This is a genomic window from Methanolobus sediminis, assembly GCF_031312595.1.
GTDB classification, from domain to species: Archaea; Halobacteriota; Methanosarcinia; order Methanosarcinales; family Methanosarcinaceae; genus Methanolobus; species Methanolobus sediminis.
The window spans coordinates 834,788-850,345 of record NZ_CP133592.1; the positions used below are offsets into that span (position 1 = coordinate 834,788).

Below are 15,558 nucleotides of genomic sequence, written 5' to 3' on the forward strand. Positions count from 1 at the left end.
CTAATTATTGTGCATCAAATGAACGAGAGAGATCTGACCCCAGATGAAAGCAATAAAATCAAAGTAAGGCTTGCAGCCAGAACATTACTTGTTTTCATAACACTCTGTTTCCTGCTGGTTACATGTGCTGGTGCTAATTCTACCATGGAACTCAAAGTAGGGGTTTATCCGAATGAGCCGCTAATATCACAGGATCAGAACGGAACAGCCATCGGGCTTTATGCAGAGATACTGGAAAGTGTGGCCTCAAAAGAAGGCTGGGACTTAAATTATGTCCCTGGTACGCTCGAACAATGTTATCAAATGCTTGATAATGATAGTATAGATATCATTCCTGCAGTTCCTTACATTCAAACAGAGCAACATTATATTTTGACATCAGAAGCTCCATACACAGACTGGGGAATAGTTTATACATACAAGGGTTCAGGAATCAGTTCCATGAATGACCTTAGCGGAAAGAGAATAGCCCATGTGAATGACATATTCTATGAAAACTTCAATGCAAGCCCGGGAAACTCGAACATAAGTTATTCATTCATAAGTGCCGGCAGCTATATTGAGATATTCGAACTTCTTGAAAACAAAGAGACTGATGCAGGAATAGTATCAAGATCATATGGAGAGGTTTACGAAAATCAATTTGATCTTGAAAAGATACCGTTTGTAATATCCCCTACTGACATGGTTTTTGCATTATCGGAGAACACTGACCCCGAAATTGCGAAGCAGATAGATGCAGATATAGCCCTGATGATTAGGGAAAACGGGACTATCCACTATATGCAGGAGAATATTGATACAAGTAAAAATGAAGAAAGTCTTTCTACATGGGAAAGTCCTTCATGGCTTAAGTTCTCGGTTGGAATTGGCGGTGGCCTTCTTCTGATTTTTGTCATCTTGAGTATTACTCTCAAAAATAAAGTTGAAGAGAAAACATATGAACTAAATTCAAAGAACAGAGAACTTGAAGTTGAGATTAGAGAGAGGAAGATTGTAGAGGAAAAATTGAAGCAATACTCTCTTGAGCTGAAGGATTCAAATGAACTGAAGGATCTTTTTACAGACATACTTAGGCATGATCTCATAAACCCTGCAACTGTTATCAAAGGTTATGTAGAATTCCTTATTGAAGTTGAAAATGAACCCCGAAAAAAAGAGGCAATGGAAGCTATTGAAAGGAATAACAACAAGCTTATAGAACTCATAGAGAATGCAGCACATCTGGCCAAACTTGATAACATGGATGATATGACGTTTGAGACTCTGGATTTGAAAGAGATAATAGAAGAAGTAATAAATCATCTCATGCCAAAGTTTGAAGAAAAAAATATGACTATAAATTTCAATCCATCAGGCAATTATCCTGCAGATGTGAATACAACAATAGAAGATGTTTTTTCTAATCTGATAAGCAACGCCATCAAATATAGCCCATCTGGAACCAGTATCAATATCGATATCAAAGATATTGATGACACTTGGGAGATAACTATCTCTGATGAAGGAGAGGGAATTCCTGATAAAGATAAGCCATTTGTTTTTGACCGCTTTAAAAGAGTACATAAGGTCAACATAAAAGGAACAGGTCTTGGCCTTGCTATTGTCAAGCGTATAGTTGACCTTCATGAAGGATCAGTTGAAGTCTTTGACAGAACTGACAGAGAGGGAACAACGTTTAAAGTAACGTTGCAAAAAACAAAAGTATGAAATTACAAATATCTGCTTCTTTTTCTAATAAAGGTCAGTCCTACGGTCATCAAGTACTGGTATTTCATCTCTTGTTTTAATCGTTCTTTCAAGATCAACTGTGCCTGAGATTACTGATTCATCATCTCCAGCTTCTTCCATTATATCACCTAGTTGATCCACGATTATAGAACCTCCAAAGAATAACGAGTCTGAACCTTCACCTACTCTATTACATGCGATGTGAGGAATCTGGTTCTCAATAGCCCTTGCAATTGCAAGTGAACGCCATATATGCCCTCTTGGAATTGGGAACTCGGCTATTGTTACAAGAATATCAGATCCCAATAAAGTAAGTTTTCTGGAAACTTCCGGAAAACGTATCTCATAGCAAATCTGAAGACCAATTGTTAATTTCCTTCTTGGAAGCCTGACAGGGTAAATCGAATATCCAGCTGAAAAATACTGTTTTTCCCGTTTGAAAGGATGTGTCTTTCGATAAGTACCTGCAACATGTCCGTCTTCTACACAAACTCCCAGATTGTAATATTCTAATTCCGTATAGGATGTATTTTTTTCCTTTTTTTCAATAATAGAAAATACCATTACACATTCATGTGCCTTTGAAAAAGCACACATTTCCCTGATTGTTTCCCCATTTTCATATTCAGCCGCATTTTCAATATTGTCATAACAGAAACCTGTGGAAAAAACTTCAGGAAATACCAGAAGTTCCGCACCTGCAGAAACAGCATATTTTGCCATAGCTAATGCTTTTTGAATATTAAGCTGCTTATTGCAATCTATTATGCTCATCTGAATACAGGCCACTTTAATGCTGCTTTTTCCAGACATAGATAATATCTCCTTGGTCATATTACCGGCAAATAAGAGAAGCTTTTCTGAAAATATCTCATTCAGAGATATAGGGTTTGATATCAAGAACCGGAGTACCGTTTATTGCATCAAGCCCTTTTACGTGAAGGACATTATTTTCCACTTTAAGAAGGTCTACAACAGTAACACCAATTCCATTTGGCCTTCTTGGGCTTCTTGAAGCAAATACACCGGCCACTTTCCCATCATATCTGCGTTTCTGTATCATGGAAAAACCTTCTGAAAGGTGGAAATAGAAGAAGACCTGTATTTTATTGAAGTCTGTAATATTATCCAATCCTTCAGCATATTCACTTTTTAGAACTATCAGGGATTCAGTATCCTTTTTTTCTCTTGCGGAAGCAGGGTTGGAGATACTATTAGTTACAAATCCAATTGGATGCATTACAATAGAAATATCATTGTTATTTTCAGACATGGATATCACATACCATAACAGTGACTATTCTTACTGGAAATTGAATAATCAACTAAAATCCTCTAATGAAGTAGACTTCGTTTTGGGAATCAGCCCAGTGAGGTCAACAGAGTTTCTGAGAATCTTAAGAAGTATGCAATTTGAATTCTTGAGAATGCCTTCATTTATTTTTTCCAGCTCGTAGGCCGGTTCTGTGGAACTAATCTTCAGCTTGGTTATCCCGGCTGCATATTCTTTAGGACTCTTTTCCGCAGGTTTTAGAACACAATCGGATGAAGCAAGATAATCGGCCAGGCTTTTTGGACCAATACCCATACGTGCAAATTCTTCCTTAAAAACCGGCCTTTCAACCGTCTTTGAAAGCACATAGGCTGCCACCGGAACCATGTAAGCTGAATCCACAGACCTTATATGTTCAGCTATAAGAGAATATATATCTTCAGTATCTACATGCTCTGTTTCTACAAGACTGTAGACTTTTGAAGGTGGGATCTCAACTTCATTCAGCTTTCTCAGGTCCTTAAGAGCACGCAGGTAACCTGTCATTACAAGGCGATGTTCATCAACACCTTTGTCCTTAAGTTCCCTTGTGACACCGCTAATAGAAAGCTGCCGGCCTTTCAGGATATCGTTTATGAGTAAATAGATGCTATCGGACATAATGACTGTATCATAATTGATAACAAACCTGATATATTTGCCGGTCTCTTCCAAAGATAATTAAGCAGAAAATAGGTACCTTTAATAAGAATAATGACGTTATTAGAGTCCCTGTGATGAGGAAGTAAATAGATAGTTATACGGCAGCAGTATATGCGGCTTTTATCGACATGAAAAGACGGTTATCTCCTGTAATCTGTATGTAACAGTACATAAGAGATATTTCAATGTTCCTATTCAATTAACAGGAATATATGAGATTTTACCGGGCTTTTGAAAGCCATTAATACAACGAATCATACAATTATGGTGCAGGAAATGCTGAATAGAACATTATTTCATCATTTATGTATATTTCGGAGGATAGTGGATTTGAACCAATGCACTTCTCGAAAATAGAAAAGAACATGTTCGAAAGAAGCCTTCATTAAAATTGAACGGTTGAAAGACCAGTATCTATCTTAGAACATTATGAAATCACAACACATTTATTAAGTTTAACCTCCATATGATAGGTACTAAAAATAGACAACATATAGGCAATATTTTTCGCATTCCAAGGCTTTATGTGCCATAATGTGTCTGTTTTGTACCTGGTCCGTTGGCTATACGGGGTAATTAGATGAGTAAACGAACAAGAATTATCAATGATCCTTCTGAACTCGTACCTCTACTTCAGGTTTTTGGATCCCAGAGACACAAAAAAGTATTTGATGCACTTCTGAACCTTTGGATGACAAAGGAAGATCTTGAAGATCTTTTAGGAACAGATGTAACAAAAAGTATTAACATACTCAAAAAAAGCGGTCTGATAGAAAGTCAGTGGCACATGCCGGAACCTGGGAAGACACCTGAGAAAGAGTATCGTACATCTTATTCTAAAGTCCAGACAAATTTCCAGTGTTCTTTTGAGGATATGAGCGACATCATTATGCTTACTTTTATGCCATATGAAGAAGTAAAGGATGCCATTGAAGAACTTGAACAACTGGTAGAACAGGGTAATGACTCTATGAGCAGTCTTACCAGAGCGATGAATAAAAGTCCTTTGTATATTCGCGCTGTTGCCCGCAGATCTGATAAGCTTTCCGTTATGGGACAGAGGCTCAAGGTACTTCTGAGCGGAGAGACAGAATGATAGAACTCCTTCATAGTAAGAGCGGAATTACTAAATTTCAGATCCTGATAGAAGTAGCTGCACACCAGCCTAATGTAAGACAAAAAGAAATTGCTGAAAAAATTGGGGTTACACCCCAGGCAGTTTCTGAATACATCAAAGAACTGGTTGCAGAGGGCCTTATCTATTCCGAAGGAAGGGTTCGCTACAGAATCACAAAGCAAGGTGTTGAATGGGTACTTGAAAATGCGGCAGACATGAAGCGGTATGCCCGCTACGTGATGAGCGATATCATAAGCCATGTATCTACCTGGACTGCAATTGCAAGGGAAGATCTTGAGGAAGGTAAGGAAGTCTACCTGAAAATGGAAAGTGGCCTGCTCTATGTAAGCACCACTGATGTGACAAATGCAACCGGAACAACAATTTCCGCTGCAAAGCAGGGTGAGGATGTAGGTGTTACGGACCTGATGGGACTTATTGACCTTGAGAATGCCAGCATAACTGTTTGCAGGATTCCCAGAGTTGAAAGAGGCGGTTCACGTAATGTCGATGTTGAGAGACTCAGGGCACTTGCTAAGTCAAAAGCATATATTGCCACAATTGGTGTGGAATCCCTGATAGCTCTCAGAAGAATAGACATGGAACCACATGTGATGTTCGGTGCAAAGGAATCTGTAATCGAAGCAGCATATCACGGTCTTTCATCACTTGTACTTGCCATTGACGAAGAAGTTCCAACCATACTCAGCAGACTTGAGACTGAGAATCTGGAATACGAGCTTGTTGATCTCAGCATACAATAATCAAATCGAGGAAACATGAAAATCATTATCATATCAGATACACATTTAAGTAGTGATACTGTTCCTGCTTACCTGTCCGAACTTTTTGACAACTATGAAATGATCATTCATGCAGGAGATTTTGACACTCTTCCTTTTTACAGGGCACTTGAAGCTACAGGAAAGCTGAAAGCTGTTCACGGCAACTCAGATGAACCTGCTGTAAAGGAGATCCTTCCGGAGAAGCTTGTGTTTGAAGTTGAAGGAGTTAAGATAGGAGTGATTCACGAAGCATCACTTTCTATTGTTGATACTACAGCAACAAGATACATGGCCCTTGAAATGGGAGTTGATGTTCTTATATTCGGACACCTTCACAGACCAATTATAGAAAAAAGTGATGTGATTCTGATATGTCCAGGGTCACCAACAAAACCACGTATGTCAGATCCATGTGCAGTTGAACTGGAAATCAAGGACGGGGCTGTGACAACAAACATTATTCCTATAACCGGACAATCCTGCAGCTATATTGAGTTTTCCCGTAAGCTTGGGGAAAATGATAATTAATTTTCTTTTATAACTGACCGTTTACAGTTTCGGTTTTAAACATTACACCGCTGCCCTGTAATGTCATCTGGATCTTGTCGGTAAAACGAAGTATATCATCCAGATTTACATTATCGCCCCAATCATAGACATAATCAAAATTTCCCTGAACAGCCTTGAATCCAAGGGACATAAGACTCCTGTCCACTTCTGAAGGCAGAGCACCGTTACTGTTGAACCAGAGTACTAAATAAGTCTTCATAACACCCACTATTTAATCAATGCTAATGTTACTTATGGGGGTTTTGGTTGAAACTACCCAAAAACTCTCAAGTAATCAATAAACACCAATTACCCCAAAAAATGGATAATCAGGGATTTATACCCCGATAATTTCAATATGTTTCCTTCAGGGACTTCAATGCCTGGGAAACCATTGAAGAATAATGTTTTGCATCAGGATCATAATACTCCTTTGCTCTCTGGGAATTTGGAGATGAACCATTCAGTTCTTTTATCCTGTCAAGAGTACGTTTTGCGGTTTCGATCACCCACATATCTCTTGTCTGACCATCAACTATGTGAAGTGACTCTGGTCTTACTGATGTAAGTACATCACCTTCATTGGTGGTATAAGTGCTTGGTTTTCCTACAACCGCTACAAATGCTGGAGTCTCACATTCTGCAAGCACCTGTGCAGCTTCAGGCTGATACTGACCTGCATATATGAGGAAGGAACCGGTTGGATCGCTTACTCTTCCACGCCAGTACTCTGAATCAGTACCTATGTCTTCTTTTTCAATGAGGGTCCCTACTATGAAAATCCTGTTAACTTTAGCACCGGTTGGTGTGAGAAGATATTGTGGAGCATACTGGTCATCACCATCCTTGAAACTCAGGTTGGATTCCCTGAACTCCTGTGCAAATACCCTCCTGGCAACTTCCCTTGTGTATCCTGCCATTTCAGATCACCTCTGCAGCTGCAATAAGCTCATCCAGCTCGGATGGATCATATGCGAATATCGGAGAAATGGATTCAACAATAAGATACCTGTCAACCCTTGATCCTTTTACGCTATAATATCTTCCTACCAGTGAATCTTTCATTTTCTCAAGGACAACTCCCTGGTCCAGAGCATCAGCAGCAAGGGATATTGCACTTTCCAGAGTCATGCCTGTAATCTCTTCCACAAGGTCCCTTTTAAGAATTGCATCCTGTATTGAGCTGCCATCATCCATGACTGCCTTGATGCGAAGATCATAAACTCCATCCACTTTACCGTGTTCCATACATGCCCCCTTAGTAAGAGCACGGTTACATTCAGGACATCTCTTGATTAGACCGGAACCGGATTGAATATCCACCATTGCTCCCCTGAACTCTACAGTGGAATTACCAACTTCTATCTCTTCATCAAGAGATTCAATAGAACTGCTTTTATTAACATTAAGCTGGAACTTACCATTCCACTCGTTCACAACCACATTCTTCAGAAGGTAGCTTTTTCCTTCTTCTACAGGAGAAACTCCTGCACTTTCCCAAATTGTGAATTTGATAGTCCCTGTTTCATCACCTATTAGACCTACCTGGGATATGGATTCATGTGTATTATCCCACAACTGGACGATCTTTCCTCTGATGTTTGCCCACTTGCCATCATCAACATCGGAAATGTTGATAAGAGGAGATTCAGACTGTCCTGTATAGAACTCGTTCCTCTTAATGTTGTATGATTTTAAAAAGTAGTTAACAACGCTTCTGCGTGCTTCTTCCCTTGGCACCTTGAACTTATTGATCATCTTGTCAAGACGCTCTTCAATTTCCCCGATTGGGATCTCCACTCCAAGTTCGCTGAACCTGGCACTAATTTCCTGTGCTAATTGTTTCATTTCAAATCCTCAAGCCTCTTGTTTGTTTCATCTTATGGAGAGGCAATACTTAGTATTGTGTCCGGCCTATATAACCTGACTCCAAGCTATATGAAAGTAATATATAAAGGAATATTTGCGGATAAAAATAAAATGAATGTAAAAAAACAGATTCAAAAAAGGAAATTAAAGAGATTAGAAAACAGAATAATTCTGTAATCCTCATCTGTAAAGTATGTCCGCAACTTCTCTTGCAGCGTCATCCTCGCCAATGACCGTTACAAGATCATCGTATTCAAGGACAAGATTACCATTGGCAATATAGGATTTATCACCCCTCCTGATCATGAGCAGAAGACTGTTTTCAGGGAGCGTGAGCTCCTTTATGGCCTTGCCTGCAACCTTTGGATTGGTGACCCTTACCTCAAGAATCTCACCTTCTTCTCCAACCTCACACATTGAAAACATAGACGGCTTACCAACCATATTATCAAGTACAAGTGCTGTGGTCATCTGGGGGCTCATGGAACGGATCGACAGATCCCAGAATGCATGGAGATTCTCTACATTGTTGACCCTTGCAACTATCTGATCTTCCTTAAGGTTGAACTTGCTTTTTGCAATCTGTGAAACCAGCAAATTGGTATTATCCTGATCAGTTGTGGCAACCACATACTTTGCCTTCTCGATACCTGCTTCTTTCAGGATACTGATGTCTTCGGCATCACCGTGAACAACACGGATTCCCTGCTTTAACAGGCGTTGGCATTTTTCCTCGGAATTATCAACTACAACAACATTCTCTCCTCGTTTCTCAAATCTCTCGGCCAGAATTCTTCCGACCTCTCCTCCTCCGATAATAAGGATCTCCATGGGTATTACTCCTAAAAGATTAGCTACTCTTCTTGCCAAAGTCCCGGTCATTATGACTGTTATAATCACTGTAAGGAAAACAAGTCCTACAAGCATCTGGCCACCCATTATGTTCAGAGCATCAAGCTTGATAGCAAAGTAGGTTGCAATGGATGCCGGGACAACACCCCTTGGCCCGATAAATGATATGAACAACTTTTCGTTTGTCCTCAGGCGCGAATTCGCAGTTGATCCGAAAACTGCCAATGGACGAACCAGGAATATAAGCAATAATACTACTATGATTCCTTTGATACCTATACCAATTATGTACTCGAACTTCAGCATAGCTGCCAGCAAAATGAAAATTATCGACAGCATCATCATCACAAGATCTGATTTGAACTCCTTGAGTGCATTCTTATGAGGGATATTAGAAGTTCCTGTAATGATGCCAAAAACGGCAACTGCAAGTATACCGGATTCGTTACCCAGAAGTTCTGAAAGCACATAAGAGAATACAACAAGTGTCAGAGTGAAGAATCTGGCAGTCTGGTCTGTTACCAGGGAACCACTGGACAAAAAGCGCTTGAGAATATTGCCACTAACAAGACCAATGGCAATACCGATGGCAAGTCTTTGTAAGATGAAAGACGCTGCACTAAAACCATCAAGCTGGGAAACTATCCACTCAAACATGAATGCAGCAAGAATTACACTGGCCGCATCGTTGAAAACACCTTCTATCTCAAGGATCTTTCCAACCTTATGATTTACATGTATGTTCCTGACAAGTGGAGTTATCACAGTAGGACCGGTTGCTGCCACAAGTGCACCGAACAGTGCTGCAAGTTTTACATCTACACCGAGTATGATATGTGTAATCAGTGTGGTACATGTAAAGGTAATAAGTACACCAATAGTTGTAAGTTTGAAAGCAGTTTTCTGTATTGTACGGATATTTTTTATGTCAATATGCAGACCGCCATCAAATACTATTATAGCAACTGAAAGAGATACAATAGCTGTAAGCCCGTCACCAAAGGTAGAAGGGTCAATAAAGTTCAAAACCTCTGGACCAACAAGTATGCCCTCCAGCAGGAGAAACATGATTATTGGTACTTTAAAATGCTTGCTGAGGGTCTGCGCGACCATACTCATGAAAAGGACAGAAACAACTATCTCAAGTAAAAATATTGAGGCCACACTTACGCTCCGGGAATATACAAAATATTAAATTGTGTTTGATGATGCATTAATTATTATGCATGTAATAATTATCTGATAGGGCTGTAAATATAAAATACTAATGAATGCAGAACTCTAAAATAAGAACTTAAAAACCCATATATATAGGCATATGAGTATTCTTAAATTATAGAAGAAAAAAAAGAAGAATGCACAGAGAGAATTAATCCCTGCTAATTGATGGATGAGCAATGCGGGAAAATAATTATACTAAATAAATCAATTTATTAGTTAGTTCGATTCCAACTTATTAAAGTAAATTTTCATATTTGTGTAAGTCACGCAACAATTAAAATAGAAAAACGTGATTAAGGGTACTAGAAAACAAGACCAATTAAGAAAGCGGAGTGATTTAAATGGCCTTAATAAAAGAAGAAGATATTAAAGTTCCACTGGATGTACCACAGGATGCACGTGAAACATATATTAACAATTATATGAAGATCACATCAAACAGCGGAAATATGATGCTCTTTGCAGGTGACCAGAAAGTTGAACACCTCAACGATGACTTTTTCGGAGAGGGTATCCCTGCAGATGACAATGATCCTGAGCACCTTTTCAAAATAGCTGCAAACTCAAAGATCGGTGTTTTTGCAACACAGCTTGGACTTATTGCAAGATATGGAATGGACTATGCAGATGTACCATATCTCGTCAAAGTCAACTCCAAATCACACCTTGTGAAAACAAAGCAGGATGACCCATACAGTGGTCAGTGGTATGATATGGAGCAGGTTGCACAGTTCCGTGACAACAGTGGTCTCAATATTCTTGGTATTGGTTACACCATATACCTTGGAAGCAAATATGAAGCTGAAATGTTCCATCAGGCTGCACAGTTAATCTACGAAGCACATCAGTACGGAATGGTAACTGTTCTCTGGATATACCCAAGAGGAGAAGCAGTTGCTAATGAGAAAGACCCACACCTTATTGCAGGTGCAACTGGTGTCGGTGCATGTCTTAACGCAGACTTCGTAAAGGTGAACTATCCTAAAGCTGAAGGCATGCCAACCGAAGAAGCATTCAAGGAAGCTGTACTGGCAGCCGGCAGGACAAAGGTCGTTTGTGCGGGCGGTTCCAGCGACGATCCAAAAGCATTCCTTGAAAAGCTCTATGCACAAATCCACGTCAGTGGTGCATGTGGCAATGCAACAGGAAGGAACGTACACCAGAAATCCCTCGAGGAAGCAGTCAGAATGTGTAACGCAATTTATGCTATTACTGTCGAGGATGCATCTGTTGACGATGCTCTCAAGATCTACAACGGAGAATAATTCTTTTTTCTGCATGGTTTTAACCGTGCACCCTTTTTATTTTGATTGACTAATTAGCTTGTACTATTTTTTGATTGGCCCTAATATAAACTATACAGAGTTCTTACAAAAATAAAAATTAAATAATATTAGAATAATTATATATAGATTAAAAGGAAATGGATTTCCTAATTAAAAAAAACGGGCCCATTATGGATGAAAGATCAATAAACCTAAGAAAAGAAAAATACTCTAAAAGGATTGTCACTGACACAATCCTTCTTGTTACAGGTATAATCGGTATAATATTTCTTTCATTGGTAATGAACCTTTCAGACATTTTTCCAAATATTCCATTTCCACTTGAAGATTGGACAATGGGTCAGATACTGATAACTATCACAATAATCATGGTAGCATCCTTGATATTTGCCTACAGACGATACCATGATACAAAGGATGCAATAAAAGAATTCAATTCCATTAATGCTATTAAAGAGGAATTTATTGCAAACCTTCGGCATGAACTAAAAACTCCACTTGTACCAATCAGAGGTTATTCTGAAATCCTGTATGATGGAAGCCTTGGTGAGATTAACCAGAAACAAAAAGAAGCACTTAAAAAGATGATAGATTCATCTGAAAAGCTGGAGAGGCGCATAGACTCCCTTATCTTTATCAGTGTTGCTAAGTCCGGTGATATCGAATACACATATACAACACTCAATATTAATGATATTGCAACGGGAGCTGTTGCGGATATAGCTGATCAGCTCAACCAGAGAGAGCAGGAAGTTGCCATTGATATCAGACCTAATCTCCCATATATTGAAGGTGATAGAAAATATCTAAATGAAGCATTGATCCAGATACTTGAAAATGCAAGTAAATTCAGTTCGAACGGACAGAATATACAATTGATAATCCATGAAGGTTACAAAAGTCTTCACATAAAGGTAATCGACAAAGGAATTGGAATACCTGAAGAAGAGCTGGAAAACATATTTGCAAGATTCTACCAGATAGACGGTTCAAAAACAAGGCGTTATGGAGGCAACGGGCTTGGACTGCACATTGCAAAGACCATAGTGGAAGCTCACAAAGGAGACATATGGATCGAAAGTGAACCCAAAATTGGTACAACTGTCCATGTGAGACTGCCCACTCCGGATCACGGAATAAAAATACAGAAAAAATATAGATAAATAGCTGTCAATGCAGCTATTCAGAAATTAATTACAGGAACAATCAAAATCGAATCCCAGCAGGAATGTACCTGTGCCGTGGAGATTCTCAAGTCCCATTTTCTCTTTAAGGTATTCATCGCTTGGTGGGGAAGGGGAAGCAAGTACTACATTGCAAACCTTATCAACTGCCTCTACGTCTGCACATGGTTTTGGAGGCAATACTACGATAAGAGGATTGTTCTTGACATCCATCTTTTTGAGGACACTGGTGTCATATATCACAATATTACCGATAACAAGTTTATCCTTACATGTTTTAACTTCTTCAAGTTTAGCCTCATCATCTACATCCTGACCAACAACACAACCATCGTGCATAAGAATGACATTCGGACCTTCGGGCCAGCAGAAATTCATGTTAGTGGTAAAAGCGAATATCACATCGTTCTTCAGAACTGCTTTTACACCTTTATTGTCACCTCTGCCAAGTCCCATGAGAGTCATTTCATCAGCTTTCTTCTCAAGCTCTCTGATAATCTCTCTGTCCTCTTCGTTAAGCAGGAGAGTGTTTCCTACACCCTGCATCTGGATTATACTGTTTTTCACATTCTCTATGATCTCATCGTGTTCCATAAGTACCCCTTCATTATATGAGTAAGCAAAGCAGATGTATCAATAACTCTTCTGGAGTAATATTCCGCCATATTTAAGCATATCGCATTAAAGCTCTAACTCCTATAGTAGAGATATAGTCCGAAATGCTAATGTATCACTTTAAAAATTCCGGCTCTGGGTTCATAAAGATGACCTTTTGAAAGAAGTATCTTTAATTTGGAATCTGCAAGCTTTTCCGGAATATTCATGGATATTGCTTTGTTAATAAAAGCAATATACTCAAATCCGTTGCCGTCATCAAGTTCCTCGGCAATCGACTGGACCTCGGCTTCATAATCGATATCTTCAGTCGTACCAACGGACTTCCTTATTGAACAGAGAGCTTTCCTTACATCATCCCTCAATGAATCATAATATTCTGCATCATTGCGGTAGTAATCAAGTGAGAGACACATACCTCCTGCAGATGAATCTGGCACACCGCTGGTCCGGATCCTGTCCATAAGTTTTCCTTCACCGGTATCACCTGAAAAGAACTTATCAAATTCATCAAGACGATTAAGCGTTATTTCAGCAGTGTCCACAATCCACCTGTCACGGATGGATTCATCAACATAATTCATTTCCTCAGGACGCAGGGAAACAAATACAGAACCATCTCCCGGCTCGTATGAACGAACCTTTCCAAGTACCATCACATACGATGGAACCTGTATCGTTGACAGAAAAACAGATGCTTCAGACTGGTAGCTTCCGGCATAGATAGTGAATGCTCCGGTCGGATCAGAGATGCGTGCTCTCCACAAATCCCTTTCACTGCCTTTTTGCTCAGAGAGACGGTCAACTTCCGTAACAACACCCACAATAAGTACCCTGTTTACTTTAACCCCTGTGGGACTTATGAGGAAATTAGGTGAATAGATATCCTGATCGGATGGTGATGACGAATATAGATGGAAACGGGAATCATTGAACTCCCTGGCAAACATCCTGTATGCAACTTCTCTCTCAACCATTACTTATCACATCCTGCATCCATTCGTTCCAGAAGTTCTTCAATACGCTTCTCAACATTATTTTCAGGAACCCATACAGACCTGGCAACAAGTGAAACTCCGAATTCATTTCTGGATGAGTTCCCCCTGGCTGCAAGATATTTTCCGGTAAGCACTTTTTTCATATCTTCAAACACAGCTTCATTGGAAAGTGAACTCTGTGCCATTTTCTCAGCATCGTGCATGCTTTTACCGTAAACGGTCTCAGAAAGTTCCCTGTTAAGCATCAGGTGAACTGCACCTGTGCCGTCATCAAGAATGGCTTTTATGCGCATGTCCGTAATACATTCCACTTCCCCATGGGAACGACAGGAAGATTTCTGTGTTACACGATTGCATTGTGGACAGCGCTCAATAAGTCCTGAGCCTGATCTGACAGATATTATATTACCACTGACTGTCACATCAAACATTCCTTCTTTCTCAAGGAGTTTTTCAATGGGAATAGAAGAACTTGCCTTATTTACCGATTCCATTGTAAATGGAAGTCCTGCTGCATCTGAGATTTTTTCAATGGAAGTTGTCTCTGTGAAATTAATGGATGGAAGACCCCTGAATATCCTCACAGATGCGCCTTCAAAACGAATGTAATCACCAATGTCAGGCCCGCCCAGAGGAGTCCATGAAGTGAACGGCAGTTTACCAGTCTCGTCTGCCAGGACACCTTCAACAACAGTTACTTCCTCACCTTTGAGCATTATCTCACGATGATACATCTCCACGATCAATACTACTGAGCTTACAAGTACATCTGCAGGAACAATGTCACCCAGTTTTTTGAGATTTGAATGGGACATCTCTTCCGATTCCGGAAGCTCATCATCCTGAAGGTATATTATCGTTGATCTTTTTCCAAAATAGAGTTCAGGCCGGTTGTTCCAGAGGCGTGTATAAGCGTTCTTAATGCGTATCGCATCACCTGACTTTAAGGACATGTCATCCCAGCATGTAAAAGAACAGATGCCAGTCCCATCACCAAGAGTTCCTGAAAATATGGTTTTCTGTTCACCCTGTATTGATACGGTTTTTTCAACAATATCAATTATACGTCCGCTTATTTCAATGCCATTTAATCCCGGGGAAAGGTCTTTGACACTTACAATATTAGATGAAACTGGAAGATATTTGCTTTTTATCATTCGTTTAGCTTCATCCAGAGGAACCCGATATTTCAAAAGTTTGTCAAGCTCTCTGCTGATCTCTTCCCTGCTAATGTTTCCAAGCGCCATGGTTAATTCGTCTATATGTGGCGCGATTTTCTCTTCCATAGGGATTCTCCTTTAATTGAAGTTTCCATAATTGTATTCCCTGATTGGCAATAAAGATAACTAGCTGTATACAGAAGAGAAAATAAGAAA

16 protein-coding genes are annotated in these 15,558 nt (G+C 39.6%); 6 read left to right on the forward strand and 10 right to left on the reverse strand.

Translation table 11 applies throughout. The features are described from left to right. Positions 1-18: 18 nt before the first annotated feature. Entirely contained in the window at positions 19-1,710 is a 1,692-nt protein-coding gene (locus RE474_RS03895) for an ATP-binding protein (protein WP_309311670.1), read from the forward strand. A gap of 24 nt (positions 1,711-1,734) precedes the next feature. Here the strand turns inward: RE474_RS03895 and RE474_RS03900 are convergent, their stop codons facing one another. Genes RE474_RS03900 through RE474_RS03910 form a run of 3 tightly spaced genes read right to left on the reverse strand, consistent with a single transcriptional unit; the run spans position 1,735 to position 3,664 of the window. Beyond that, positions 1,735-2,544, reverse strand: a complete 810-nt coding sequence (locus tag RE474_RS03900; protein WP_309311671.1) for a nitrilase-related carbon-nitrogen hydrolase — start codon at positions 2,542-2,544, stop codon at positions 1,735-1,737. A gap of 58 nt (positions 2,545-2,602) precedes the next feature. Beyond that, entirely contained in the window at positions 2,603-3,004 is a 402-nt protein-coding gene (gene tsaA, locus RE474_RS03905; protein WP_309311672.1) for a tRNA (N6-threonylcarbamoyladenosine(37)-N6)-methyltransferase TrmO, read from the reverse strand. 48 nt (positions 3,005-3,052) lie between these two features. Further along, the gene (locus RE474_RS03910) at positions 3,053-3,664 is read right to left on the reverse strand and encodes a hypothetical protein (RefSeq protein WP_309311673.1); all 612 of its coding nucleotides are present in this window, start codon (positions 3,662-3,664) and stop codon (positions 3,053-3,055) included. A gap of 622 nt (positions 3,665-4,286) precedes the next feature. Between RE474_RS03910 and RE474_RS03915 the strand changes: the two genes are divergently transcribed. From RE474_RS03915 to RE474_RS03925, 3 genes are read left to right on the forward strand one after another with little or no spacing between them, the layout of a single operon-like run. Next, positions 4,287-4,802 (forward strand): ArsR family transcriptional regulator, encoded by a 516-nt coding sequence (locus RE474_RS03915; RefSeq protein ID WP_309311674.1) that lies wholly within the window; start codon positions 4,287-4,289, stop codon positions 4,800-4,802. Continuing rightward, positions 4,799-5,587: a DUF7839 domain-containing protein gene (locus tag RE474_RS03920; protein WP_309311675.1), complete on the forward strand. Its 789-nt coding sequence runs from the start codon at positions 4,799-4,801 to the stop codon at positions 5,585-5,587. Before RE474_RS03915 ends, RE474_RS03920 begins: the two co-directional genes overlap by 4 nt. A 15-nt stretch (positions 5,588-5,602) precedes the next feature. Further along, complete coding sequence (locus tag RE474_RS03925; protein ID WP_309311676.1) at positions 5,603-6,136, forward strand: metallophosphoesterase; 534 nt, start codon at positions 5,603-5,605, stop codon at positions 6,134-6,136. Between the two features lie 7 nt (positions 6,137-6,143). Here the strand turns inward: RE474_RS03925 and RE474_RS03930 are convergent, their stop codons facing one another. From RE474_RS03930 to RE474_RS03945, 4 genes are all read right to left on the reverse strand, one after another. After that, positions 6,144-6,377, reverse strand: a complete 234-nt coding sequence (locus tag RE474_RS03930; protein WP_309311677.1) for a hypothetical protein — start codon at positions 6,375-6,377, stop codon at positions 6,144-6,146. A gap of 133 nt (positions 6,378-6,510) precedes the next feature. Then, on the reverse strand, positions 6,511-7,077 hold the full coding sequence (locus RE474_RS03935) for an RPA family protein (protein ID WP_309311678.1): 567 nt from the start codon (positions 7,075-7,077) through the stop codon (positions 6,511-6,513). 1 nt (position 7,078) lies between these two features. Next, on the reverse strand, positions 7,079-8,005 hold the full coding sequence (locus RE474_RS03940; protein ID WP_309311679.1) for a replication factor A: 927 nt from the start codon (positions 8,003-8,005) through the stop codon (positions 7,079-7,081). 201 nt (positions 8,006-8,206) lie between these two features. Continuing rightward, complete coding sequence (locus RE474_RS03945; protein WP_309311680.1) at positions 8,207-10,042, reverse strand: cation:proton antiporter domain-containing protein; 1,836 nt, start codon at positions 10,040-10,042, stop codon at positions 8,207-8,209. Between the two features lie 398 nt (positions 10,043-10,440). Here RE474_RS03945 and RE474_RS03950 point away from each other — a divergent pair, with 398 nt between their 5' ends. Next, complete coding sequence (locus tag RE474_RS03950) at positions 10,441-11,364, forward strand: beta/alpha barrel domain-containing protein (protein WP_309311681.1); 924 nt, start codon at positions 10,441-10,443, stop codon at positions 11,362-11,364. 191 nt (positions 11,365-11,555) lie between these two features. Then, the gene (locus RE474_RS03955; protein ID WP_309311682.1) at positions 11,556-12,548 is read left to right on the forward strand and encodes a sensor histidine kinase; all 993 of its coding nucleotides are present in this window, start codon (positions 11,556-11,558) and stop codon (positions 12,546-12,548) included. Positions 12,549-12,575: 27 nt separating this feature from the next. Here RE474_RS03955 and RE474_RS03960 read toward each other — a convergent pair whose 3' ends face one another. The 3 genes from RE474_RS03960 to RE474_RS03970 form a co-directional block, all read right to left on the reverse strand. Then, positions 12,576-13,163 (reverse strand): hypothetical protein, encoded by a 588-nt coding sequence (locus tag RE474_RS03960; protein ID WP_309311683.1) that lies wholly within the window; start codon positions 13,161-13,163, stop codon positions 12,576-12,578. 128 nt (positions 13,164-13,291) lie between these two features. Then, positions 13,292-14,161, reverse strand: a complete 870-nt coding sequence (locus RE474_RS03965; protein ID WP_309311684.1) for an RPA family protein — start codon at positions 14,159-14,161, stop codon at positions 13,292-13,294. Next, complete coding sequence (locus tag RE474_RS03970) at positions 14,161-15,468, reverse strand: Single-stranded DNA binding protein (RefSeq protein ID WP_309311685.1); 1,308 nt, start codon at positions 15,466-15,468, stop codon at positions 14,161-14,163. Before RE474_RS03970 ends, RE474_RS03965 begins: the two co-directional genes overlap by 1 nt. Between the last annotated feature and the right edge of the window lie 90 nt (positions 15,469-15,558).

Bases quoted from the DNA above. Each gene is read 5' to 3' on its own strand.
- RE474_RS03895 (WP_309311670.1), top strand. From the start codon at position 19: ATGAACGAGAGAGATCTGACCCCAGATGAAAGCAATAAAATCAAAGTA.
- RE474_RS03900 (WP_309311671.1), bottom strand. From the start codon at position 2,544: ATGTCTGGAAAAAGCAGCATTAAAGTGGCCTGTATTCAGATGAGCATA.
- tsaA (WP_309311672.1), bottom strand. From the start codon at position 3,004: ATGTCTGAAAATAACAATGATATTTCTATTGTAATGCATCCAATTGGA.
- RE474_RS03910 (WP_309311673.1), bottom strand. From the start codon at position 3,664: ATGTCCGATAGCATCTATTTACTCATAAACGATATCCTGAAAGGCCGG.
- RE474_RS03915 (WP_309311674.1), top strand. From the start codon at position 4,287: ATGAGTAAACGAACAAGAATTATCAATGATCCTTCTGAACTCGTACCT.
- RE474_RS03920 (WP_309311675.1), top strand. From the start codon at position 4,799: ATGATAGAACTCCTTCATAGTAAGAGCGGAATTACTAAATTTCAGATC.
- RE474_RS03925 (WP_309311676.1), top strand. From the start codon at position 5,603: ATGAAAATCATTATCATATCAGATACACATTTAAGTAGTGATACTGTT.
- RE474_RS03930 (WP_309311677.1), bottom strand. From the start codon at position 6,377: ATGAAGACTTATTTAGTACTCTGGTTCAACAGTAACGGTGCTCTGCCT.
- RE474_RS03935 (WP_309311678.1), bottom strand. From the start codon at position 7,077: ATGGCAGGATACACAAGGGAAGTTGCCAGGAGGGTATTTGCACAGGAG.
- RE474_RS03940 (WP_309311679.1), bottom strand. From the start codon at position 8,005: ATGAAACAATTAGCACAGGAAATTAGTGCCAGGTTCAGCGAACTTGGA.
- RE474_RS03950 (WP_309311681.1), top strand. From the start codon at position 10,441: ATGGCCTTAATAAAAGAAGAAGATATTAAAGTTCCACTGGATGTACCA.
- RE474_RS03955 (WP_309311682.1), top strand. From the start codon at position 11,556: ATGGATGAAAGATCAATAAACCTAAGAAAAGAAAAATACTCTAAAAGG.
- RE474_RS03960 (WP_309311683.1), bottom strand. From the start codon at position 13,163: ATGGAACACGATGAGATCATAGAGAATGTGAAAAACAGTATAATCCAG.
- RE474_RS03965 (WP_309311684.1), bottom strand. From the start codon at position 14,161: ATGGTTGAGAGAGAAGTTGCATACAGGATGTTTGCCAGGGAGTTCAAT.
- RE474_RS03970 (WP_309311685.1), bottom strand. From the start codon at position 15,468: ATGGAAGAGAAAATCGCGCCACATATAGACGAATTAACCATGGCGCTT.